This is a genomic window from Pectobacterium nicotianae, from assembly GCF_023272715.1.
GTDB lineage: Bacteria > Pseudomonadota > Gammaproteobacteria > Enterobacterales > Enterobacteriaceae > Pectobacterium > Pectobacterium brasiliense.
Genome location: NZ_CP096821.1, coordinates 3,326,834 through 3,349,235, shown reverse-complemented (window position 1 = coordinate 3,349,235; position 22,402 = coordinate 3,326,834). Strand labels below are relative to the sequence as shown.

Sequence of the window (22,402 nt, the reverse complement as noted above, 5' to 3'; positions counted from 1 at the left end):
TTTTGAGCCTTCCTGTGCCGCCACATTCGCGTGAAAAATAAGGAGAATACGATGCAGCAAGTGGTTTATGTCGCCAGCCCGGAAAGCCAGCAGATTCATGTTTGGCAACTCGGTGCTCAGGGAAATCTGACATTATTGCAAACCGTTGACGTTCCAGGACAGGTTCAGCCGATGGTGATCGCACCGAACAAGCGTCACTTGTATGTCGGGGTTCGTCCTGATTTCAGGGTTCTGAGCTATCGTATTGATGAACAGGGTAAATTGACGGAAGTGGGTGTTGCGTCTTTACCGGGCAGCCCGACGCATCTGTCTACTGATAAAGACGGACGTTTCCTGTTCAGCGCGTCTTACAGCGGTGCCTGCGTTAGCGTTAGCCCGATTGGTGCTGACGGCATCGTCGGCGAGCCGATCCAACAACTGGACGGGCTGGAAGGGTGCCACTCTACCAACATCGATCCAACCAATTCTGTCGTGTGGGCACCGTGCCTGAAAGAAGACCGCATCCGCCTGTACGATCTGGATGCGACGGGCAAATTGAGCGTACACCGTCAGTCTGAAATGACGACGGTAGCGGGTGCTGGTCCACGCCATATGGCTTTCCACCCGAATCAACGCTTTGCCTATTGTGTGAATGAACTAGACAGCTCGGTAGACGTATATCAGTTGGATGCAGCCAGCGGCGAATTGCAGAAAGTGCAAACGCTGGATGCTATGCCAGCAGGCTTTAGCGATACGCGCTGGGCGGCAGATATTCACATTACGCCGAATGGTCGCTTCCTGTACATCAGCGATCGTACTGCCAGCCTGCTGAGTGTTTTCCAGGTATCAGAAGACGGCAGCACGTTAACGCTGACCGGACATCAGCCAACCGAAACGCAGCCGCGTGGTTTCAATATCGACAACACCGGTGAGTTCTTGATTTCAGCAGGGCAGAAATCGCAGCACATTGAGGTGTATCACATCGACCAGAACTCGGGCGATCTGCAACCGCTGGCGCGTTACGCCGTCGGTCAGGGGCCTATGTGGGTGTCGGTGCTGGCGCTGGACTAAGTTAGCGAAGCACAACATTAAGCCCTGCATTGATCCGCAGGGCTTTTTTTTCGATTAACCCCGGTATTCGATGATCGACAAACCTGCGTTGTAATCTGTGCTGTAGATGATGCCGTCAGCATCAACAAACACATCGCAGGACTGAATAATCTGCGGTCTGCCAGGGCGCTTGTCGACCATTCTGGCTGGTGCAGCAGGCACCAGCGCACCGGTTTCTTTCGGCTGATACGGGTTACTGATGTCGTAAGCGCGTACCCCTGCGTTTTGATACGTGGCGAAAATCAGTGACGAACTGATGAAGCTGCCGGGCCGGTTTTCATGCAGGTTATGTGGGCCAAAGTGTGCGCCTTTCTTCACATAGTCTGCCTCTTTCGGCTGCGGAAAGGTGGCGATGCTCACCGGATTGCTCGGTTCACGAATATCGAACACCCAAATCAATTTCTCGCCATCTTCCTGATTATCCAATACTGCTTCATCCAACACGATCAGCAGATCGCGATCCGGCAGCGGCAGCGCCGTGTGTGTACCGCCGCCAAACGGTGGGCTCCAGTTGCGGTGGCTGATGAGCTGTGGATTGGTGCGATCGCTCACGTCCAGCAGAGTCAGCCCGCCATCGCGCCAGCTGCCATAGGCGGTGTCGCCGCTGATGATGGCATGATGCAATGCGTAACGCTTGCCTTCCGGCCAGCTTGCGGTTTCTCCGCCAGCGGTGTGCATGCCGGGTAGCCAGTAGCGGCCCGCAACTTCCGGACGCTGTGGATCGGCCAGATCGATAGTCAGAAAGATGTAGTCGCTGTAGCCATCAAGCAGCGCGGAGACATAGGCCCAGCGTCCACCTACGTACCAGATGCGGTGAATGCCGATGCCGTCCAGCGGCAGGAAACTGATCTCGCGCGGTTTATCCGGCGTTGAGATATCAAAAATCCGTAATCCGGCGCTCCAGCTTTTACCCTGCTGTTTGGTACTGACCGTGTCGGCGACGGAGCGGGTGTAATAGACCTTTTCCTCGGCGAAGCTGGCGTCGGCAAACAAATCGCGCGCGTTGACGACAAGCAGCAGGTCATCATGCGTTTGCAGGTGGATATTCCAGGTGCCGGGCGGGGCAGCAATAAACCCCGCCGGCTTGGGATTTCTGGCATCGCGCACATCCACAATCGACACGCCTTGTGAAACCATATGCCCGATATAAGCGTAGCCGCGATGAACCATCACCTGCACGCCGTCGGGTCTGCCACCCTGATCGCTGTGTCCAATCAGCCGCATATTACGGCTGTACTCGGGGGTGGGCAGAGGGGTCGATGCCATGAGTTATCTCCGTGTTATTTCGCCTGTTTGGCTTCCAGTGTAGCAAACCACGGTGCGATAAAATCATCCGTATGGCCCCAGCCTGGGATGATTTTCGCCAATCCGGCGACGTTGACTGCACCCGGCTGGCTGGCTAACAGTGCCTGTGGAATTGCGGCAGCGCGGAACTCGTAGGTCGCAGGTGTCGCTTCACCGGCAATCTTGTTGGCAACCAGACGCAGGTTAACTTTACCGATCAGTTTAGGATCGACAGCCACGCTGACTTTCCACGGGCTGCTTGCTTCGCGCATCAGCTGTAAGTCCTGATTGGAGATGTCGATGCTGTACAGTTTGATTTCGGTCCGGACGTTTTCTTTCAACGCCTTATAAGCACCTTGGCTGAAGGCATCCCACGATCCCCAGATGGCATCGATTTTGCCTTTCGGGTATTTCGCCAGCACCGCGCCGACTTTGTTAGCGGTATCGCCCTGAACGTCAGAGGAGACGGCACCAATCGATTCGAGTTCCTTGATGCCGGGGTTGGCTTTCAGGATCTGTTGATAGGCAAGCTGGCGGCGTTCCATCGGCGGGAAGCCAGCGACCCACAGTTTGATGATATTGGCTTTACCGTTGAAATCCTTCACCAACTGGCCAAGTGATTCGTTAGTCAGGGAGGCGTCATCCTGCTGGGTGACGGTCACGCCCGGAATTTCGCCGTTCACGGCGGTATCAAATACAGAAACGGCAATGCCGCTGTCGACAATACGTTTAATCAAATCGGTAGAGTAGGGATCGCGGCCCTGCGACAGGATGATGCCATCATATTTTTGGCTAATCGCCTGATTCACGAAATCCTGAAAACGGGCATCATCGCCGTTGCTCAGAAAGGTGCTGACCTTGAAGCCCAGCTTTTTACCTTCTTCGAGCACGCCGGAAACAAACTGCGTGGTGTTGTCGTCGGAACCCAAGTTGCGGATAACCGCGATGCGAACCGGACCGTCATGATTGGCGATAGCGGCTGGAACGGGAGCAATGGTGGCATTCTGATTAGCCAGTGCCGGTAATGCTGTCAGTAAGCTCAGTGCAAGCAGGGCGGGCGTAAATTTCTTCATTATCAGCTCCATGGCGTTTTATAAAGGGATCTTGTGTTGATGAAAGTGTGTCGTGTCGATGGCAGTATTGTTATGTTTTCTGCGTCACTACTTTATAGCTGTCTTTATGTCTGGATGTCTATTTAAAAGTGATACTGCATCATAGCCGTTGAGCGATAGACGAGGAAGAGGGGAGCATTATGACTTTTGGGTTTAAGTTATAACGATTCGTACTGACTGCGGATAAAAAGAAAAATGCCCGCGAGGCGGGCATTTGAAGTTGCTGACAAAGTCCGTAGAGCGAGAGTAACGGATAGATCGTAAAGACGCTGCAAGTACGTCCATGTAAGCTCGGATTGCGCCATCCCTGGCGCAAACGCTTTACTCTTCTATTCCGTTACTCCCGTTTTCATTCGGTAAATAGGACTTTCAACTGTCTGCAATGCCCGCAAGGCGGGCATTTGAGGCGGTGATGAAATGAAAAGAACCTGAATTATTTCTTCGTTTCTTTCTCTTCCATTTCACGCGCCCAGCGTGGGTGGTGTTTACGCGCCCAGCGCTTGGAGACCTTGCCTTCGATCATGCCCTTGATCGACCCTTTGACCCAGAACGCCATGTACATATGGATCAGGATGGCATGGATGAGGACGATAGCCGCAACGGCATGAATCAGAATGGCGTAGCGTACGACATCAATCGGGAACAGGTGAGCAAAGTAAGGACGCCACATGATTACCCCAGTGATCAACAGTACCAGCGTCAGCCCCATGATGCTCCAGAACATCATTTTCTGGCCTGGGTTATATTTACCCACTTCAGAGACTTCATGCTCATTGCCTTTCAACACTTCAATAATGTTGAGGAACCACGGCAAATCACGCTTCTTCGGAATGTTATGGCCAACAAAGCGGAAGAACATCGGGATCAGGCAGATGACAATCAGCACGCCAAAAAACGGATGCAGAATACGTCCCATCTGCGGCGTACCAAACGTCTGTGTCAGCCATTGCAGGGTCGGGAAAAACAAAGCAATACCTGAGAGTGCGACCAGGAAAAAGCTAATCACCACAATCCAGTGACAGATGCGATCGATAAACTTGGTGCGCAAAATCATTTTTGATTTACTCATGTTTGTCTCCCCCTTCTTTATCTTCTCCTTCGTGGTCATGATCCATTTCTTCTGTGTTCGGACCCACACCGATGTAGTGGAACATTAACCCAGCGAACGTGGCGACAAACCCTAACGCAGATAGCGGCTTCAGAATGCCCTTCCACAGGTTGACCGGCGTAGAAATCTGCGGATCATCCGGCAGATTGCTGTAGAGCGACGGCCTGTCTGCGTGGTGCAGAACATACATCACGTGCGTACCGCCCACGCCCTGCGGATCGTAGAGGCCTGCGTTCGCATAACCACGGCTTTTCAGATCGGCGATGCGTTCTTCTGCCAGATGCTTCATCTCTTCTTTCGTACCGAAACGGATGGCACCCGTTGGACAGGTTTTCACGCAGGCAGGCTCTTGCCCAACGCTGACTCTGTCGACGCACAGCGTACATTTATAGACGCGGTTATCTTCTTTATTCAGACGTGGAATATTGAACGGGCAGCCGGCGATGCAATAGCCGCAGCCGATACAGTGTTCTGACTGAAAATCGACGATACCGTTAGCGTACTGGATAACCGCACCAGCGGAAGGACAGGCTTTCAGACAGCCCGGATCGCTACAGTGCATGCAGCCATCTTTACGGATCAACCATTCCAGACGATCGTTCTCTTCCACTTCGGAAAAGCGCATCAGCGTCCAGGATTTGGCACTCAAATCCGCTGGGTTATCATAAACGCCAAAGTTATGGCCGACTTCGTCACGAATATCGTTCCACTCTGAACAGGCCACCTGACAGCCTTTACAGCCGATACAGGTGGTGACATCGATCAGTTTTGCCACTTCGCTTTTGTCATCACGCACATGCGGAGGTGGTGTAAAGCCGTTGGTGGCCGAACGTTTAATAATATCTTGTGATTGCATTGACATAATTGGCTACCCTTACGCCTTCTCTACATTAACCAAAAACGCTTTGTACTCAGGCGTTTGTGAATTAGCGTCGCCGACGCTCGGGGTGAGTGTGTTAGCCAGGAACCCTTTACGCGTGGTTCCCTCAAAGCCCCAGTGGCAGGGAATACCAACGGTTTCCACGCTGCGTCCGGCAATTTGCAGCGTTTTGATACGCTTCGTTACCACCGCTTTGGCTTTGATGTAGCCACGCTGGCAGGAGACTTTGACTTCATCGCCCGCTTTAATGCCTTTGCTCTTCGCCAGATTTTCACCGATCTCAACAAACTGTTCCGGCTGCACAATTGCGTTCAGGCGTGCGTGTTTTGTCCAGTGACGGAACAATTCGGTAATCGAGTACGTGGTCGCCACATAAGGGAAGTCCTTCGCAGTGCCCATGGTTTTCGCATCACGCGCAAACAAACGCGCAACCGGGCTGGAAATCACCGACGGATGCAGCGGGTTGGTGCCAATAGGTGATTCGATCGGCTCATAGTGTTCAGGGAACGGCCCGTCTACCAGTTTGTCCACGGAGAACAGACGTGCCAGACCTTCCGGCAGCATGATGAACGGCCCGGTGTCTTTGCCCGGTGGTACGGTTGCGGCGAAGTCAGGTACATCAATGCCTTGCCACTTCTGACCGGTCCATTCCAGCAATTTACGCTTGCTGTCCCACGGTTTCCCTTGCAGGTCGGCAGAGGCGCGGTTGTAGAGAATGCGGCGGTTTTGCGGCCAGCACCATGACCAGTTCGGCGTACAACCCAGACCGGCATCGGCGTTGTCGCGTTTATCCATCTGGTTACCGGCTTCTGTCCAACTCCCGGCGTAAATCCAGCAGAAACTGGACGTGGTGCCGTCGTCACGCAGCTGTGAGAAATCGGCGATCTGCTGGCCTTTTTTCAGGATCAGTTTGCCGCTGTCGTCGTAGATATCAGCCAGCGCCATGCCGTTGGCTTCGCGGGCGATCTCTTCCGGATGTGGATCTTCCGGGTCTTTGTAGTTCCAGTTGATGTTCATCAACGGATCCGGGTAAGTACCGCCTTCTTCGTTATACAGCTCACGCAGGCGCATCAGCAGCTTACCGAGGATTTTACCGTCGTGACGGGCTTCTCCTGGTGGCTCAGCCGCCGCCCAGTGCCATTGCAACCAGCGACCGGAGTTGGCGATAGAGCCATTCTCTTCGGCAAAGCAGGAAGACGGCAGACGGAAGACTTCAGTCTGAATGGACTTCGTATCCACGTCATTGAATTCGCCATAGTTCTGCCAGAACGTGGACGTTTCCGTGACCAGCGGATCGATGATGACCATATACTTGAGCTTGGAGAGCGCTTCGGTCGCTTTATTCTTGTTAGAGAACGCTGCAACGGGGTTAAAGCCCTGAACGATGTAGCCGTTCATTTTGCCTTCCACCATCAGCTCGGTTTGCACCATGACGTCGTAGCTACGATCCCACTTCGGCAACCAGTCATAACCCCAGTTATTCGCGGCCTGCGCGTGGTCGCCGTAGAAGCTCTTCATCATGCTGATAAAGAATTTTGGCGTGTTTTTCCAATAGTTAACCTGATCGGGCAACGCGGCAGTTGGCGTGATTTGGCCCAGATAGGTATTCAGATCCGGCTGTTTTTCTGACGGCAGTGGCATATAGCCCGGCAGATTTAACGACAGCAGACCCAGATCGGTATACCCCTGAATGTTGGAGTGACCGCGCAGGGCGTTGATGCCGCCGCCTGCCATACCAATATTCCCCAGCAGAAGCTGGATCATGCCAGCGGAGCGGATAATTTGCGCGCCGTTGGTGTGGTGCGTCCAACCCAGTGCATACATGAAGGTTGCGGTTTTATTCGGTACACAGGTTTCAGCCAGTGTACGGCAAATCTCTTCATAATCTTTGGCTGAGGTACCGCACAGAGAGGTCACCATTTCCAGCGTATAGCGGGAGACGTGTTTTTTCAGCAGGTTCCAGACGCAGCGCGGATGGGACAGCGTGTTGTCGCGTTTGGCGAAACCGGACTCATCTAACTCATACTGCCAGCTGGATTTGTCATATTGACGTTTTTGTTCGTCATAGCCGCTGAACAAGCCTTCGTCGAAGCTAAAGTCATCGCGTACGATCAGGCTGGCATTGGTATAAGACACCACGTATTCGCGATGAATTTTATCGTTCGTAATAAGGTAGTTAACGATACCTAACAGGAAGGCGGCATCTGAACCTGCGCGAATCGGCGCGTAGAGATCGGCAACGGCAGCGGAGCGGTTAAAACGCGGATCGACCACAATCAGCTTCGCATTGTTGTGCGTTTTCGCTTCAACGGCCCATTTGAAACCGACTGGGTGCGCTTCTGCCGGGTTTCCGCCCATGACGATGATGACATTGGCGTTTTTGATATCAACCCAGTTGTTAGTCATCGCGCCACGGCCGAATGTCGGTGCCAGTGCAGCAACGGTTGGTCCGTGACACAAACGTGCCTGGCAGTCGATAGCAACCATGCCGAGTGCCCGGGCAAATTTCTGGTCGAGAATACCGGTTTCGTTGCTGGCAGCAGAAGAGCACAGCATACCGGTAGTCAGCCAGCGGTTGACGGTTTCGCCTTTGGCGTTGGTGCGTTCGAAGTTGGCATCACGGTCAGCTTTCATCAGGCGTGCGATGCGTTCAATCGCGTCGTCCCAACTGATTCGTTGCCATTTGTCTGAACCTGGTGCGCGGTATTCAGGGTAGAGCAGGCGGTTTTCACTGTGGATATAGTCAACCAGACCCGCACCTTTCGGGCAAAGGGAGCCGCGGCTGACTGGGTGATCCGCATCACCTTCGATATGAAAAACGGAAGGCTTCGCGTTTTTGGCGCCATCGCCCAGGCTATACATGAGCACACCACAACCCACTGAACAGTAGGTGCAGTTGTTACGCGTTTCTTTCGCTCGTAACAGCTTATATTGACGTATTGATGCCATTGCTTCCGTGGGTGTAAAGCCCAATACCGCGAGAGTGGTTCCAGCCATCCCCCCCGCGCAAACTTTAAAGAAACCTCTTCTATTCAGTTGCATTAGTTTCCCTGTGTAATTATGTGTCATTTTTGTTGCGAGCAATTTAACAACACATAAATTGTGGGCTTTGCGCAAAATCAAAATTTAAGTATTTAAACCCCCATAACACCTATAAAGAGGTATATTTTTTATTCGTTATATATTGTAATGCATAACGATTTTGTTATTTCATGGTTACAAATAATGTGGCGTGACGAGTCGGTCAAAGGGGAATAAGCAGGAGTTTGTGGAGGAATTGTTGCAAAAAAAAAGCCGGATAAAAATCCGGCTTGATGTGGTGGTTATTTGACCTGCATCCCAGGCTGAGCGCCGCTGTCTGGGCTCAGCAGGAAGATATCTTTCCCGCCGGGACCGGCTGCCATCACCATACCTTCTGATATGCCGAAACGCATTTTACGCGGTGCCAGATTGGCGGCCATCACAGTTAAACGGCCTTCCAGCTTAGCCGGGTCGGGATAAGCCTCACGAATGCCGGAGAAGACCTGACGGGTTTCGCCGCCCAGATCCAGCGTCAGACGTAAAAGTTTATCAGAACCATCAACCAGTTCAGCCTGCTTAATCAGCGCGATACGCATATCGACTTTGGCAAAATCGTCAAAGTTAATGGTGTCCTGCACCGGGTTGTCTGCCAGCGGACCGGAGACGACTTTTTGTGCGGCGACCATGTCTTCTTTCGACGCATCAACCATGGCGTTAACTTTATCCAGATCCATGCGGTTGAACAGCGCTTTGAATGGATTAACCTGATGGCTCAACAGCGGCGTGGCAATCGCATCCCAGCTCAGTTCCGTATTCAAAAACGCTTCTGTCCGCTGTGCCAGAGAAGGCAGAACCGGCTTCAGGTATGTCATCAGTACGCGGAACAGGTTGATGCCCATTGAGCAAATGGCTTGAAGGTCTTCATCCCGACCTTCTGCTTTCGCCACAACCCACGGTGCCTGTTCGTCAACATAGCGGTTGGCGATATCTGCCAACGCCATGATCTCACGAATCGCACGACCAGATTCACGGTTGTTATAGGCTTCGGCAATGCTGGTGGCGGCATCGGTGAAGGTTTTGTACAGCTCGGCGTCGGCCAACTTGTCCGCTAGCTTGCCGTCAAAGCGCTTGTTGATGAAACCGGCATTACGTGATGCCAGATTCACGACTTTGTTAACGATGTCAGCATTTACGCGCTGAACGAAATCTTCCAGATTGAGGTCGATGTCATCAATGCGAGAAGACAGTTTTGCCGCGTAGTAATAACGCAGGCAATCGGCGTCCAGATGCTGCAGGTACGTGCCCGCTTTGATGAAGGTACCGCGTGATTTAGACATCTTGGCACCGTTGACCGTGACATAACCATGTACGAACAGGTTTGTCGGTTTACGGAAACCGCTGCCTTCCAGCATGGCAGGCCAGAACAGGCTGTGGAAATAAACGATGTCTTTACCGATGAAGTGGTACAAGTCTGCGTCGGAGTCTTTCTTCCAGAAATCATCAAAATTTAGATCGCCACGTTTGTCGCACAGGTTTTTGAACGACCCCATGTAGCCAATTGGCGCATCCAGCCAGACGTAAAAATATTTGCCCGGCGCATCAGGGATTTCAAAACCGAAATACGGTGCGTCGCGGGTGATGTCCCACTGTTGCAGGCCAGAATCGAACCACTCCTGCATCTTGTTAGCGACTTGCTCCTGCAATGCACCGGAACGCGTCCAGGCTTGCAGCATCTCGCTGAACGCAGGCAGATCGAAGAAGAAGTGTTCTGTTTCACGCATTTCTGGCGTGGCACCAGACACCACTGATTTTGGTTCGATCAGCTCTGTTGGGCTGTAGGTCGCACCGCAGACTTCGCAGTTATCGCCGTATTGGTCGGCTGCCTTACATTTCGGGCAGGTGCCTTTGACGAAACGATCCGGCAGGAACATGCCTTTCTCTGGATCGTACAACTGAGAAATGGTGCGATTTTTAATAAAGCCGTTCTCTTTCAGCCGACTATAAATCAGACCTGACAGCTCGCGGTTCTCTTCGCTGTGCGTAGAGTGGTAGTTGTCATAGCTGATATTGAAACCGGCAAAGTCCTGCTGATGCTCCTGACTCATTGCCGCAATCATCTGTTCCGGCGCAATCCCCATCTGCTGTGCTTTCAGCATGATTGGCGTGCCGTGAGCGTCGTCCGCACAGATAAAGTGAACCTGGTTGCCGCGCATTCGCTGGTAACGAACCCAAATATCGGCCTGAACGTGTTCAAGCATATGACCGAGGTGGATTGAACCATTAGCGTAAGGCAGCGCGCACGTTACCAGGATTTTCTTTGCGACTTGAGTCATGAGGAACTTGCTTTCTTTTGTGAATAGAGGGAGATCGATGTTAACCGATAGCGCCTTGCTGCGTAAACCGCTGGCGTGAGTAAAAACGGCAGGAAACCCCATGGCATATTTTTATTTGCGTAGCGTTTCCACGTTTTTGATGCCGAAGGGCGTCAGGCTCCCCTCGCTCTGGTATGCTATATACGGTCTCAACGGTCAAATATGAGAATTTCAAGGAGCCGGAATGAACGCGACAGTCCCCGAACAACGCCCTGAAGCACTACGTGCGATGGTCACCGGGGTTTTATCTACTTTTCAGCACCCGACACTGAAAAATAACCTGACGACACTGAATGCACTGCGCCATTGTGCGCTGCTGGACAACGTGTTGCATATCGACCTGACGATGCCGTTTGCCTGGCTGAGCGGTTTGGCAGTATTAAAAGAAACGGTTAGCGATGAGCTATTACGTTTATCAGGCGCAAAGGCGGTTGAGTGGCGTTTAACGCACGATATCGCGACGCTGCGCCGAGTTAACGATCAGGCCGGCGTGAAGGGCGTGAAAAACATCATTGCCGTCAGTTCCGGCAAAGGCGGAGTCGGCAAATCCAGTACCGCAGTCAATATGGCGCTGGCGCTGGCGGCCGAAGGCGCGAATGTGGGCATTCTGGATGCTGACATCTACGGTCCTTCCATTCCGACCATGCTGGGCTCGGCCAGTGAGCGCCCAACCTCGCCAGACGGTCAACATATGGCACCGATTATCGCGCACGGCCTGGCAACCAACTCGATTGGTTATCTGGTGACGGACGATAACGCCATGGTGTGGCGTGGGCCGATGGCCAGCAAAGCGTTATTGCAACTGCTGCAGGATACACTCTGGCCGGATCTGGACTATCTGGTATTAGATATGCCGCCGGGTACGGGTGATATTCAACTGACGCTGGCGCAGAGTATTCCTGTCACGGGTGCGGTCGTGGTGACGACGCCACAGGATATCGCACTGATGGATGCCATGAAGGGCATCGCGATGTTTGAAAAAGTCAGTGTGCCGGTACTGGGCATCGTTGAGAATATGAGCGTACATATCTGTAGCAACTGTGGTCATCTGGAGCCGATCTTCGGCACGGGCGGTGCGCAGAAGCTGGCGGAAAAATATCACTGTTCTCTGTTAGGTCAGCTTCCACTGCATATCTCTTTGCGTGAAGACCTCGATCGCGGTGAACCGACGGTAGTCAGCCAGCCGGACAGCGAGTTTACTTCTCTGTACCGCGAACTGGCGGGGCAGGTTGCCGCTCAGCTTTACTGGCAGGGTGACACGATTCCCGGCGAAATTTCTTTCCGGGCGCTGTAACGCTTCCGTCAGAGAGTAATCAGCCGGGGGATCTGCCCGGCTTGATCCTGCGCCAGCATGCGATTTCCCTCGGGCGCAATACGCGGAAAGGGTGGCGTGAAGGGGGGTAACTCCCTATAATTGCCGCGTCAAAGCGCCCGTTGGCGCATTCCCCTCTCTTTTATTTATGTTAATCAGGTCGTTAATACCATGACTGATCAGTCTCACCAGTGCGTCATCATCGGGATCTCAGGAGCATCCGCTTCGGGTAAAAGTCTTATTTCCAGCACCTTGTATCGAGAATTGCGCGATCAGGTTGGTGATCAGCATATCGGGGTGATATCTGAAGACAGTTATTATAAAGATCAAAGCCACCTGACGATGGAAGAGCGGGTAAAAACTAACTATGACCACCCGAGCTCGATGGATCATAGTCTGCTGCTCAAGCATTTGCAGATGCTGAAAGCCGGTCAGGCGATCGAAGTCCCGCAGTACAGCTATGTCGAGCACACCCGCAAGCAGGAAACCGTGCATATCGAGCTGAAAAAGGTCATTATTCTGGAAGGTATCCTGCTGCTGACGGATGCGCGCCTGCGCAGTGAGATGAATTTCTCTATTTTTGTCGATACACCGCTGGATATTTGCCTACTGCGCCGTATGCGCCGCGATGTTAATGAGCGCGGGCGTTCAATGGATTCCGTGATGGAACAGTATCAGAAGACCGTGCGCCCGATGTTCCTGCAATTTATTGAGCCCTCTAAGCAGTATGCCGACATTATTGTGCCGCGCGGCGGGAAAAACCGTATTGCGATTGATATTTTGAAAGCCAAGATAAGCCAGTTTTTTGAGTAGTCGATACCCTAGATAATCCGCGTTGCATCACTAACGTGGAGATCATGTGAAGTATGACGGGTAGATGAGGTTTATCTGATAGATACCGGCGTCGAATGGAGAATAAGATGAGACTGTGTGACCGTGACATTGAAGCCTGGCTGGATGATGGCCGACTGGTGATTACACCCCGTCCGCCTATTGAGAGGATCAGTGGTGCGACCGTTGATGTTCGTTTGGGAAACCAGTTTCGCGTCTTCCGCGGACACACCGCAGCCTTCATTGACTTAAGTGGCCCGAAAGATGAAGTCAGTGCGGCGCTGGATCGCGTCATGAGTGATGAAATCAATTTGCCGGAAGGCGAGGCATTTTTCCTGCACCCGGGAGAATTAGCGCTGGCAGTGACGTTTGAATCCGTTACGCTGCCGGATAATTTGGTTGGCTGGCTGGATGGTCGCTCTTCGCTGGCCCGTCTGGGATTGATGGTTCACGTCACCGCACACCGCATCGATCCAGGTTGGCAAGGAAGAATTGTGCTGGAGTTCTATAATTCAGGTAAGTTGCCGTTGGCGTTACGCCCCGGCATGATGATTGGCGCTCTGAGTTTTGAACCGCTTTCCGGGCCGGCTGCTCGTCCTTACAACCGCCGTCAGGATGCCAAATATAAAGACCAACAGGGTGCGGTAGCGAGCCGGATCGATAAAGACTAAGCGTCTGGCGACAGGCCTGTAAGGTAAAAAGCAGGTGGCCGTGCGTTTCGCAATGAGGATGGCATGAGAAGATTTCTGACGACGCTGGCAATTCTGCTTGTGGTGGTTGTGGCAGGAATGACGGCCTTGGTCGTACTGGTTAATCCCAATGACTTCCGCGCCTACATGGTGAAGCAAGTTGAGGAACGTAGCGGCTATCGCCTTCAACTGGATGGCGATCTGCGTTGGCATGTGTGGCCGCAGCTGAGCATATTATCAGGCGGGATGTCGTTGAGCGCGCCGGGATCCAGTGCGCCGATTGTCAGCGCCGAGAACATGCGTCTTGATGTGCAGCTGTGGCCGCTGCTGTCGCACAAGCTAGCGGTCAAGCAGGTGATGCTGAAAGGTGCCATTATTCGCCTGACGCCGGAAAGTGAAGCCAAACAGTCTAACAATGCGCCCATTGCCCCTGCAGGATCGCAGACCCCATCTGAGGAACGGCACTGGCGGCTGGATATTGATAAGATCAAAGTCGCCGATAGCCTGTTGATTCTACAACGCAGCAATAATGAGCAGATTAACGTGCGTGACATTAATCTTGCGATGGAGCAGAACAGCGACCGTCAGGTCAGCATCGAATTATCAAGCCGTATCAATCGCGATCAGCGCGATATTGCCTTCTCTCTTGCCGCAGATGTCGATTTGCTGCATTTCCCCCAGCAGGTCAATGCCAATATTACCAAGCTAGATTACCAGCTTCAGGGAGCAGGAATACCAGCAAACGGTATCAGCGGAACGGGGAGTGTTCAGGCAAGTTATCAACATCAGCCTGAAAAAATCACGTTTAGCCAGCTTTCACTTAATACCAATAATAGCCAACTGTCTGGTGCTGGTAGCGTGACGCTGGGGGATATCCCTCATTACGAATTAGATCTGTTGTCTGAGAAGCTGGATTTGGATTCCCTGCTGGGGATTGCGTCGGTAAAAGATAACAATGCCGCTGTCGTGCCGGCTAAATCATCAGCCCCTGTGATTTCAAATGAAAGCGGGTTAGCCAAGCCAGAAGACGGCTTACAGACATTCACTGCGCGTCTGTCATTACAGGCCGCGGCGCTGATCTATCGTGGGCTCGATGTCCGTCAATTTACGCTACGGGCAGACAATCAGCCGGGGCTGCTGGATGTGACGACTTTGAGCGGTGAATTAGGCGGTGGGCATTTCTCATTGCCCGGTAAAGTTGTGACGAAGCCATCGACCAACATCACGCTACGGCCAGACCTCAAGGATGTTGAGTTATCCCAGTTGATGTCCGCATTTGCGCTGCCCGCTGAGACGGTCAGTGGCAAATTATCGATGGTGGGGCAGTTCAGCGGCAATAGCTTTGCGCTACCTACGTTGCTCCAGCAGTGGCAGGGGACAGCGACGCTGCAAGGCAATAACGTTCGTCTACAGGGTTTGAATATCCAGCAAATGGTGCAGATGGCCGTTGCGCGTAGCAATGGGAATGTCCGAGGACAAGAGCGCTACGAGCGCTATACCGAATTGCAACAGCTGACCGGGAAAGTACAACTGAACGCGGGTAAGTTACGCCTTACCGATCTCAATGGTCGCTCAGAGCTGCTGTCGCTAACGGGTGCCGGCCAATTCGATTTGCCAGCCCAGACGTGTGACGTCAACTTGAATGTCTCTATCACGCAAGGGTGGCAGGGGGATGAGCAGCTAGTCAGCGTGTTGAAAAACACGGCGATTCCGCTACGCATTTATGGCGAGTGGGATAAATTGAATTACCAATTACAGGTGGATCAACTGCTGCGTAAACGCCTGCAGGACGAATTGAAAAAACGCCTCAATGATTGGGCCAGCCAAAATCAGCAAAGCCAGAAGGGCAAGGATCTGAAGCAACTCCTCGATCGTCTTTAATTTTCTAAATACTCCGCTTTTAGCCGGTTTGCTGATTCCTGTCAGTAAACCGGCAGCTTCTCGCTAACGTTTTCCCTCAGTTTGTCATCCTCCCCCAGACTGGATATGTGCCCGGTGTCTCTTTTTTAACGCCGCATATTAATATTTTTCTCTTTTTTTATTTTCTAAAGCAGTAAACTTCGCTCCCTGTTTTCGGTGCGGCGCTACTCCGCTGCCGGGGAATTTCTGTCAGATAATTTATTATTCAGGTATCGAAACCCACTATGCTCGAACTTTTGATTGGTGTTGCTGTAACGATTCTGGTTGGTCGTTACATTATAAAAGGGTACTCCGCGACTGGCGTGTTGCTGGTGGGAGGCCTCTTACTTTTGGCAATCAGTGCCATGCTGGGGAAAAACGTATTACCAGCCAGCGCGAAGGCGACAGGCTGGAGTGCAACGGATATTGTTGAATACGTAAAAATTTTGCTGATGAGCCGCGGTGGCGATCTCGGCATGATGATTATGGTGCTGTGTGGATTTGCGGCTTATATGACGCATATCGGTGCTAATGATGTCGTCGTGAAGCTGGTTTCTCGCCCGCTGAAAATGATTAACTCGCCTTATTTACTGATGATCGCGGCCTATTTTGTCGCCTGCCTGATGTCGTTGGCGGTGTCATCAGCCACGGGATTAGGTGTGCTGTTGATGGCAACGTTGTTCCCCGTCATGGTGAACGTTGGCATTAGTCGCGGTGCCGCTGCTGCAATCTGCGCTTCCCCTGTGGCGTTGATTCTGTCGCCGACGTCAGGCGACGTAGTTCTTGCCGCACAGGCATCACAGATGAAATTAGTGGATTTTGCCTTTAAAGCCACGCTGCCTATTTCCATCATGGCGATCGTGTGTATGGCCGTCGCACATTTCTTCTGGCAGCGCTATCTGGATAACAAAGCGAATGTCAGCCATGAGATTCTGGACGTCAGCGAGATCACGACGGATGCTCCGCGTTTTTACGCCATTCTGCCGTTTACGCCGATCATGGGTGTACTGGTGTTTGATGGCAAATGGGGACCGGAACTCCACATTATCACTGTACTGGTTATCTGTATGGTGCTGGCCGCAGCACTGGAATTTGTCCGTTCGTTCAGCGCGCAAAAAGTGTTTGATGGGTTGGATGTGGCTTACCGTGGGATGGCAGATGCCTTCTCTAGCGTCGTCATCCTGTTAGTTGCAGCTGGTGTCTTTGCCCAGGGTCTTGGCACGATTGGTTTTATCAGTGGCCTGATTGGCCTGGCGCAGTCATTCGGCAGCGGTGGGTTGGTGATTATGCTGGTACTGGTCGCGATCACGATGTTAGCTGCGATGACAACGGGCTCGGGCAATGCGCCGTTCTACGCGTTTGTTGAGCTGATTCCAAAGCTGGCGTCGCAAATGGGTATTAATCCTGCTTATCTGGCGATTCCGATGCTTCAGGCTTCCAACTTGGGCCGTACCATTTCTCCGGTATCCGGCGTAGTCGTTGCGGTGGCAGGGATGGCGAAAATATCGCCGTTCGAGGTAGTTAAGCGCACATCAGTTCCCGTCCTGGTTGGGCTGATTGTGGTGGTGGTTGCCACCGAAATTATGGTGCCAGCCTGATAGACTATAGAAAACAGCCCCTACCGAACGGAAAGGGGCTGTAGAGATAAATGCGGCGTTGAGCATAGCGACAGCGCCGCTATCACACTTCAAAATCAGTCTGTGGTTCGTCGTTTGGTGTGATGCGGACCTCAATGATACGGTGGCTTTCCACCGCCAGAATAGTGAACTGATAGCTATCGATTGACAGTGTATCGCCCACCTGCGGAACCCGCTGCGCGTGCTCCATCAATAGCCCTGCTAACGTGTAGTATTCGCGCTTTTCATCCAGCGTCAGCGGAACATACATCGTTAAGTCTTCCAGCGGAATATAGCCATTTACGGTCCAACTGCCGTCGTCATTCTGCTGAATGCTATGGCGCGCATCGCGATCTTCGCCTTCGCGCGGCAGGTTGCCGGCAATGGTTTCCATCACGTCGCTTAATGTGACTATCCCTTCCATCGAACCAAATTCATCAACGACAAACGCAAAGTGTGTTCGCGCTTCTCTAAACTGTTCCAAAGCCTGTAACAGTGAAAGCTGTTCAGGAAAGACCAGCGGCTGACGAATCAGAATACGTGGATTGAACGGCTCGCGGTTTAGCTGCTGCTGGAGTAAATCGGCAACATGTACGATACCCAACGGTTCGTCGGAGGTATTGCTGTCGGTTACCACCAGTCGGGAATGCTGGTTGGTCGTTAACAGTTTAGCGAGCGCATCCTGTGTAATATCCAGCTCAACCGAGTCGATATCATGCCGCGACGTCATAATGCTGCTGATGGTTCGCTGCGCCAGCCCCAATACCCGCTTTATCATCCGGCGTTCCTGAATATTGAAGACTTCCTGACCTGCCCGGGTGTTGTCTGCAATCATCGATGAAGTTTGATTGTCCAGTTCAGCTTCTTCATGGTTACCACGCAAGATACGCAAGACCACTTCCGCGGTGCGCTGGCGCAGTGGAACCGAGGAGGAAAGAAAGCGCCGGCGGTTGAACAAGGAGACCTGATTCAACATCTCAATCATCACCGAGAAACCTATCGCGGCGTAGAGGTAGCCTTTAGGGATGTGATAACCAAAGGCGTCTGCGACCAGACTGAAACCAATCATCAGCAGGAAGCTGAGACACAGGATAACGATGGTCGGGTGTTCAGCGACAAAACGGGTTAGCGGCTTGCTGGCCAGCAGCATGAGGAAAATAGCGATGGTCACGGCGGACATCATGACCAGCAAGTGATCGGTCATGCCGACGGCGGTAATTACGGAGTCCAGCGAGAATATGGCGTCCAGTACCACAATCTGTGCCACTACCGGCCAGAAACGTGCACCTTTACGCTGGGCTTGCTGCTCCTCATCTTTTCCTTCGAGACGTTCGTTGAGTTCCATGGTGGCTTTAAAGAGTAGAAACAGTCCTCCAACCAGCATGATGACATCGCGAGCGCTGAATGTGTGCCCAAGGAACGTGAAGAGGGGGGTAGTCAAAGACACCAGCCATGAAATGGACGCCAGCAGACCCAGGCGCATAATCAGGGCAAGTAACAAACCGACGACTCTGGCTTTATCGCGTTGTTCTTTTGGTAGTTTCTCAGCCAGAATGGCAATGAAGATAAGATTATCAATGCCCAGAACCAGTTCCAGGACAACCAGCGTGGTCAACCCGGCCCATATCGTTGGATCAGCGATCCACTCCATATCTCTTTTTTCACCTTTAAAGGAACATAACCTCGATAGCGTATCAGGGCATGCACAGATGAACCAGAATTTGCAGGGATATTCTTTGTTTTTGACTAGGCCAATATGTCTGTAGATAGCCTGTTTGCCCATAGTTCATCCCGATCTTACGCAGTAGTCAGTCATTTCTGAGTGTTGTTGATGCGTTGCTGAAAACCGCGTGAAAAAGCATCGATAGGCAAGATTTTCAGAATTATGAGCGGGATAGGACGCGTTAGTATTTGATAGTGTTGGTAGACAACGCATAGAATATGCATGCCGATTTAACAGGATTTTTACGACAGGGAGGCTTGGTTTTTTGCTATGATTTTCTGTTCGCAGTTTACTGCCTCCTGCAAAGATAGCTTTTCGGTTGCTGGCGCATTGGGGAAAGCGAAGTGCGTAGTCTTATTCTGAAAAGCTCGTCTTGGAAGATCTTCTCCTTGTGCTCTTCGCTTCGTCGTCAATACTATTGGGGTGAAAAATTGGCTTTGTCGACTTGGTTATATTTTTATAAATAAACATATTGATGAGTAATATTTTGTTAGCAATGTCAGTTGGCTAGCGAATCTATGAAGTATTTACATAAAAGCAGAAGGCTTACGGATCCGGATATGTAGCCACAGGATGGTGTTCCGTACATTGTTTGACAGCGCATTGGTTGCTATAAGCCAAGGGCGGTAGCGTGTCTGATGCAAAACATTCACATAACGGGTTGATGATGGTGCAAAAATGCAAGAATTCATGGTGGTTTTCCTGAGTGCGTTTATTGCGTTGTTTCTGGCAAGAAAAGTAGCAATAAAAGTCGGGCTGGTGGATAAACCTAATGAGCGCAAGAGACACCGTGGTCATATTCCACTTGTTGGCGGTGTTTCTATCTATATGGCCCTCTGGGTTATGTATATTTTTGATCCTGCATGGCTCCCCGACTTCTCTCTTTACATGGTGTGTGCGACAGCATTATTAGTGGTAGGTGTTTTGGACGATCGTTTTGATCTTCCCGTTCTCCCTCGCGTTGGCCTACAAGCACTTGTCGCGGGTTTGATGATGTATTCTGGTTTATACCTTATCAGCCTGGGTCATGTGCTGTTCGGCTATGAGTTGTTTTTGGGAATCTTTGGGTACACCGTTACTCTATTTGCGGTATGGGGAGCGATTAATGCTTTCAACATGGTTGATGGTATTGATGGCTTACTCGGTGCGCTTTCTTGCGTTACGTTTGGTGCGCTAGCCGTCGTCTTTTATATTGGTGGACGCCACGAGTTAGCTCAATGGAGCCTATGTCTGCTAGCGGCGACATTGCCTTATATCCTATTGAATCTTGGTGTTCCGTGGGGGCTAAAGTTTAAAGTATTCATGGGGGATGCCGGAAGTACGCTCATCGGCTTTACTGTTATCTGGTTGCTAGTGCTGGCAACGCAGGGCAAAGAGGCCATAATCCGCCCTGTAACGGCATTGTGGCTGATCGCTGTTCCTTTAATGGATATGGTGACGATCATGGTACGGCGTATTCGCAGAGGTGATAGCCCCTTTAAACCCGATCGTGAGCATTTACATCATATTTTGATGCGTGCAGGATTGAGCTCTCGACAATCTTTGCTAGCAATTGTTTTGGCGGCTTTGTTTCTTGCCGCAGTGGGCATTATTGGTGAGCTTGGTGGTGTGATGGAACCTATCATGCTGAGCGCATTTCTGGTGATTTTTGTTGGCTATTTTTGGTCAATTACCCGAATATGGCGTCTACTGACGTGGTTTCGGCGTAGTAGTCATGGACACGTTGCTGTTGCGGAGAAAATGGAGCAACGGCGCTAATGCAATGAATTAGCTGTTTTTTACGTCCCACTCTGCGGGTTTATTTGAATAAAAGTCCTCTATAATAACGAGTTATTTTGTAGGGATTTGCGCGACATTTAATCATAAGCGATGGCATAAACAGGATGATAAAGCACAAGTTAAAATTGATACCCGCTGTGGTGTCCCTAGCCCTGCTTAGCGGCTGTACTCTAATCCCCGGTAGCCATTTATCCACTGGTGGTAAAGAAACTATCGAGCAGCAAGACGCTGATTTTAATATTGATAAGTTGGTCAATGTTTACCCGATGACGCCTTATTTAATCGAAAAGATGCGGCCTAAGCCTTTGATTGCGCAAAATAATCCTGCGCTGGAACGCGAGCTGGAAGGTTATGAATATCGCATCGGTATTGGCGATGTCATTATGGTTACAGTATGGGATCACCCTGAATTAACCACGCCTGCGGGAACGTATCGTACCGCTGCGGATACGGGGAATTGGGTGCATTCTGATGGTACAATCTTCTATCCTTATATCGGAAAGGTGAAGGTTGCTGGTAAAACTGTGAGCGAAGTACGTGACGAAATTATGGGGCGTTTAGCAACGTATATTGAGTCCCCTCAGGTTGATGTCAGTATTGCGGCTTTCCGTTCGCAGAAGGCGTATGTCTCCGGTGAGGTCAGCCAGTCAGGCCAGCAACCGATTACCAACGTGCCACTTACCGTCCTTGATGCGATAAACAACGCTGGCGGGCTAACCGAAAATGCGGACTGGCGAAATATTACTCTTACCCATGATGGTAAAGAACAGCGAATTTCTCTTCAGGCACTGATGCAAAACGGTGACCTTTCACAAAACCACCTCCTCTATCCTGGCGATATCCTCTATATTCCCCGTAATGATGACCTGAAAGTGTTCGTCATGGGCGAAGTTAAAAAGCAAAGCACCCTCAAAATGGATCGCAGCGGTATGACGCTGACCGAGGCATTGGGCAATGCAGAAGGCATGGATCAAACGCTTGCTGATGCAACGGGGGTATTTGTTATTCGCCCATTAAGAGGGACTCAAGGACCAAAAATGGCGAATATCTACCAGCTTAATGCAGCCGATGCCACAGCTATGGTTATGGGGACGGAGTTTCAGCTTCAACCTTACGATATTGTATATGTCACGAGCGCACCATTGGTTCGTTGGAATCGCTTGATATCACAATTGGTCCCAACTATTTCCGCATTCAATGAATTGACGGAAGGTGGTTTGCGTGTTCGTACTTGGCCATAGAGATAATTATGTTTGATTCAATATTGGTTGTCTGTGTAGGCAATATTTGCCGTTCCCCTACAGGGGAGCGGTTACTGAAGCAGGCTCTGCCTGAGAAAAAAATCGTTTCTGCCGGACTGGGTGCATTAGTTGGGAAGCCTGCCGATGCGACAGCGACTGAAGTAGCAAACCAACATAACCTTTCTCTCGAAGGGCATCAGGCGCAGCAATTAACGTCGACTTTGTGTCGTCAGTTTGATCTTATTCTCGTGATGGAAAAAGAACATATTGATGGCGTGTGCCGTATCGCCCCTGAAGTACGTGGTAAGACAATGTTATTTGGGCGCTGGTCGGAACAGCAGGAGATTGCTGATCCTTATCGTAAAAGTCGCGAAGCCTTTGAGTTTGTCTATTTGCAACTTGAGCAATCTGCTCAGAAGTGGGCACAAGCATTAAGCCGTTAACAA

The 22,402-nt window shown here is 51.4% G+C and carries 16 protein-coding genes; 9 read left to right on the top strand and 7 right to left on the bottom strand.

The window, feature by feature from the left end; translation table 11 throughout:
* Positions 1-51: 51 nt before the first annotated feature.
* Positions 52-1,050, top strand: coding sequence for a 6-phosphogluconolactonase (gene pgl / locus MYB54_RS14960; RefSeq protein ID WP_039512088.1), 999 nt, complete (start codon positions 52-54; stop codon positions 1,048-1,050).
* Positions 1,051-1,104: 54 nt separating this feature from the next.
* On the opposite strand, the gene MYB54_RS14955 is transcribed toward pgl, so the two are convergent.
* The 6 genes from MYB54_RS14955 to metG form a co-directional block, all read right to left on the bottom strand.
* The gene (locus tag MYB54_RS14955; RefSeq protein WP_039287790.1) at positions 1,105-2,355 is read right to left on the bottom strand and encodes an LVIVD repeat-containing protein; all 1,251 of its coding nucleotides are present in this window, start codon (positions 2,353-2,355) and stop codon (positions 1,105-1,107) included.
* 14 nt (positions 2,356-2,369) lie between these two features.
* Complete coding sequence (locus tag MYB54_RS14950; protein WP_248720994.1) at positions 2,370-3,446, bottom strand: sugar ABC transporter substrate-binding protein; 1,077 nt, start codon at positions 3,444-3,446, stop codon at positions 2,370-2,372.
* A gap of 472 nt (positions 3,447-3,918) precedes the next feature.
* Positions 3,919-4,554, bottom strand: a complete 636-nt coding sequence (fdnI, locus tag MYB54_RS14945; RefSeq protein ID WP_010286863.1) for a formate dehydrogenase-N subunit gamma — start codon at positions 4,552-4,554, stop codon at positions 3,919-3,921.
* Positions 4,547-5,455, bottom strand: coding sequence for a formate dehydrogenase subunit beta (gene fdxH / locus MYB54_RS14940; RefSeq protein ID WP_248720993.1), 909 nt, complete (start codon positions 5,453-5,455; stop codon positions 4,547-4,549). The genes fdnI and fdxH overlap by 8 nt, the downstream gene beginning before the upstream one ends.
* Before the next feature lie 12 nt (positions 5,456-5,467).
* Positions 5,468-8,515 carry a formate dehydrogenase-N subunit alpha gene (gene fdnG, locus MYB54_RS14935; RefSeq protein ID WP_248720992.1) on the bottom strand — a complete coding sequence of 1,016 codons (3,048 nt, stop codon included), beginning with the start codon at positions 8,513-8,515 and terminating at the stop codon, positions 5,468-5,470.
* 281 nt (positions 8,516-8,796) lie between these two features.
* The gene (gene metG, locus MYB54_RS14930; RefSeq protein ID WP_248720991.1) at positions 8,797-10,827 is read right to left on the bottom strand and encodes a methionine--tRNA ligase; all 2,031 of its coding nucleotides are present in this window, start codon (positions 10,825-10,827) and stop codon (positions 8,797-8,799) included.
* Positions 10,828-11,050: 223 nt separating this feature from the next.
* Here metG and apbC point away from each other — a divergent pair, with 223 nt between their 5' ends.
* The 5 genes from apbC (at position 11,051) to dcuC (ending at position 17,195) form a co-directional block, all read left to right on the top strand.
* Positions 11,051-12,160, top strand: a complete 1,110-nt coding sequence (gene apbC / locus MYB54_RS14925) for an iron-sulfur cluster carrier protein ApbC (RefSeq protein ID WP_248720990.1) — start codon at positions 11,051-11,053, stop codon at positions 12,158-12,160.
* Between the two features lie 189 nt (positions 12,161-12,349).
* Positions 12,350-12,991, top strand: coding sequence for a uridine kinase (udk, locus tag MYB54_RS14920; protein ID WP_010281304.1), 642 nt, complete (start codon positions 12,350-12,352; stop codon positions 12,989-12,991).
* Between the two features lie 107 nt (positions 12,992-13,098).
* Complete coding sequence (gene dcd, locus MYB54_RS14915; protein ID WP_014914714.1) at positions 13,099-13,680, top strand: dCTP deaminase; 582 nt, start codon at positions 13,099-13,101, stop codon at positions 13,678-13,680.
* Between the two features lie 63 nt (positions 13,681-13,743).
* Entirely contained in the window at positions 13,744-15,579 is a 1,836-nt protein-coding gene (asmA, locus tag MYB54_RS14910) for an outer membrane assembly protein AsmA (RefSeq protein WP_248720989.1), read from the top strand.
* A gap of 263 nt (positions 15,580-15,842) precedes the next feature.
* Positions 15,843-17,195 carry an anaerobic C4-dicarboxylate transporter DcuC gene (dcuC, locus tag MYB54_RS14905; RefSeq protein WP_014914716.1) on the top strand — a complete coding sequence of 451 codons (1,353 nt, stop codon included), beginning with the start codon at positions 15,843-15,845 and terminating at the stop codon, positions 17,193-17,195.
* Between the two features lie 82 nt (positions 17,196-17,277).
* Here dcuC and MYB54_RS14900 read toward each other — a convergent pair whose 3' ends face one another.
* Positions 17,278-18,864, bottom strand: coding sequence for a TerC family protein (locus tag MYB54_RS14900; RefSeq protein ID WP_014914717.1), 1,587 nt, complete (start codon positions 18,862-18,864; stop codon positions 17,278-17,280).
* A 750-nt stretch (positions 18,865-19,614) separates the two neighbouring features.
* Between MYB54_RS14900 and wecA the strand changes: the two genes are divergently transcribed.
* The 3 genes from wecA to MYB54_RS14885 all read left to right on the top strand — a co-directional run bounded on the left by wecA (position 19,615) and on the right by MYB54_RS14885 (position 22,399).
* Complete coding sequence (gene wecA / locus MYB54_RS14895; RefSeq protein ID WP_039468166.1) at positions 19,615-20,694, top strand: UDP-N-acetylglucosamine--undecaprenyl-phosphate N-acetylglucosaminephosphotransferase; 1,080 nt, start codon at positions 19,615-19,617, stop codon at positions 20,692-20,694.
* A 125-nt stretch (positions 20,695-20,819) separates the two neighbouring features.
* The gene (locus tag MYB54_RS14890) at positions 20,820-21,956 is read left to right on the top strand and encodes a polysaccharide export protein (RefSeq protein ID WP_039468169.1); all 1,137 of its coding nucleotides are present in this window, start codon (positions 20,820-20,822) and stop codon (positions 21,954-21,956) included.
* Positions 21,957-21,964: 8 nt separating this feature from the next.
* Complete coding sequence (locus MYB54_RS14885; protein ID WP_014914720.1) at positions 21,965-22,399, top strand: arsenate reductase/protein-tyrosine-phosphatase family protein; 435 nt, start codon at positions 21,965-21,967, stop codon at positions 22,397-22,399.
* Positions 22,400-22,402: the final 3 nt, after the last annotated feature.

What these genes read in the sequence shown, in the direction of transcription:
- MYB54_RS14955 (WP_039287790.1), bottom strand. Translation starts at nt 2,355, where the DNA reads ATGGCATCGACCCCTCTGCCCACCCCCGAGTACAGCCGTAATATGCGG.
- wecA (WP_039468166.1), top strand. Translation starts at nt 19,615, where the DNA reads ATGCAAGAATTCATGGTGGTTTTCCTGAGTGCGTTTATTGCGTTGTTT.
- udk (WP_010281304.1), top strand. Translation starts at nt 12,350, where the DNA reads ATGACTGATCAGTCTCACCAGTGCGTCATCATCGGGATCTCAGGAGCA.
- MYB54_RS14950 (WP_248720994.1), bottom strand. Translation starts at nt 3,446, where the DNA reads ATGAAGAAATTTACGCCCGCCCTGCTTGCACTGAGCTTACTGACAGCA.
- dcuC (WP_014914716.1), top strand. Translation starts at nt 15,843, where the DNA reads ATGCTCGAACTTTTGATTGGTGTTGCTGTAACGATTCTGGTTGGTCGT.
- fdxH (WP_248720993.1), bottom strand. Translation starts at nt 5,455, where the DNA reads ATGTCAATGCAATCACAAGATATTATTAAACGTTCGGCCACCAACGGC.
- MYB54_RS14885 (WP_014914720.1), top strand. Translation starts at nt 21,965, where the DNA reads ATGTTTGATTCAATATTGGTTGTCTGTGTAGGCAATATTTGCCGTTCC.
- MYB54_RS14900 (WP_014914717.1), bottom strand. Translation starts at nt 18,864, where the DNA reads ATGGAGTGGATCGCTGATCCAACGATATGGGCCGGGTTGACCACGCTG.
- MYB54_RS14890 (WP_039468169.1), top strand. Translation starts at nt 20,820, where the DNA reads ATGATAAAGCACAAGTTAAAATTGATACCCGCTGTGGTGTCCCTAGCC.
- metG (WP_248720991.1), bottom strand. Translation starts at nt 10,827, where the DNA reads ATGACTCAAGTCGCAAAGAAAATCCTGGTAACGTGCGCGCTGCCTTAC.
- dcd (WP_014914714.1), top strand. Translation starts at nt 13,099, where the DNA reads ATGAGACTGTGTGACCGTGACATTGAAGCCTGGCTGGATGATGGCCGA.
- fdnG (WP_248720992.1), bottom strand. Translation starts at nt 8,515, where the DNA reads ATGCAACTGAATAGAAGAGGTTTCTTTAAAGTTTGCGCGGGGGGGATG.
- fdnI (WP_010286863.1), bottom strand. Translation starts at nt 4,554, where the DNA reads ATGAGTAAATCAAAAATGATTTTGCGCACCAAGTTTATCGATCGCATC.
- pgl (WP_039512088.1), top strand. Translation starts at nt 52, where the DNA reads ATGCAGCAAGTGGTTTATGTCGCCAGCCCGGAAAGCCAGCAGATTCAT.
- asmA (WP_248720989.1), top strand. Translation starts at nt 13,744, where the DNA reads ATGAGAAGATTTCTGACGACGCTGGCAATTCTGCTTGTGGTGGTTGTG.
- apbC (WP_248720990.1), top strand. Translation starts at nt 11,051, where the DNA reads ATGAACGCGACAGTCCCCGAACAACGCCCTGAAGCACTACGTGCGATG.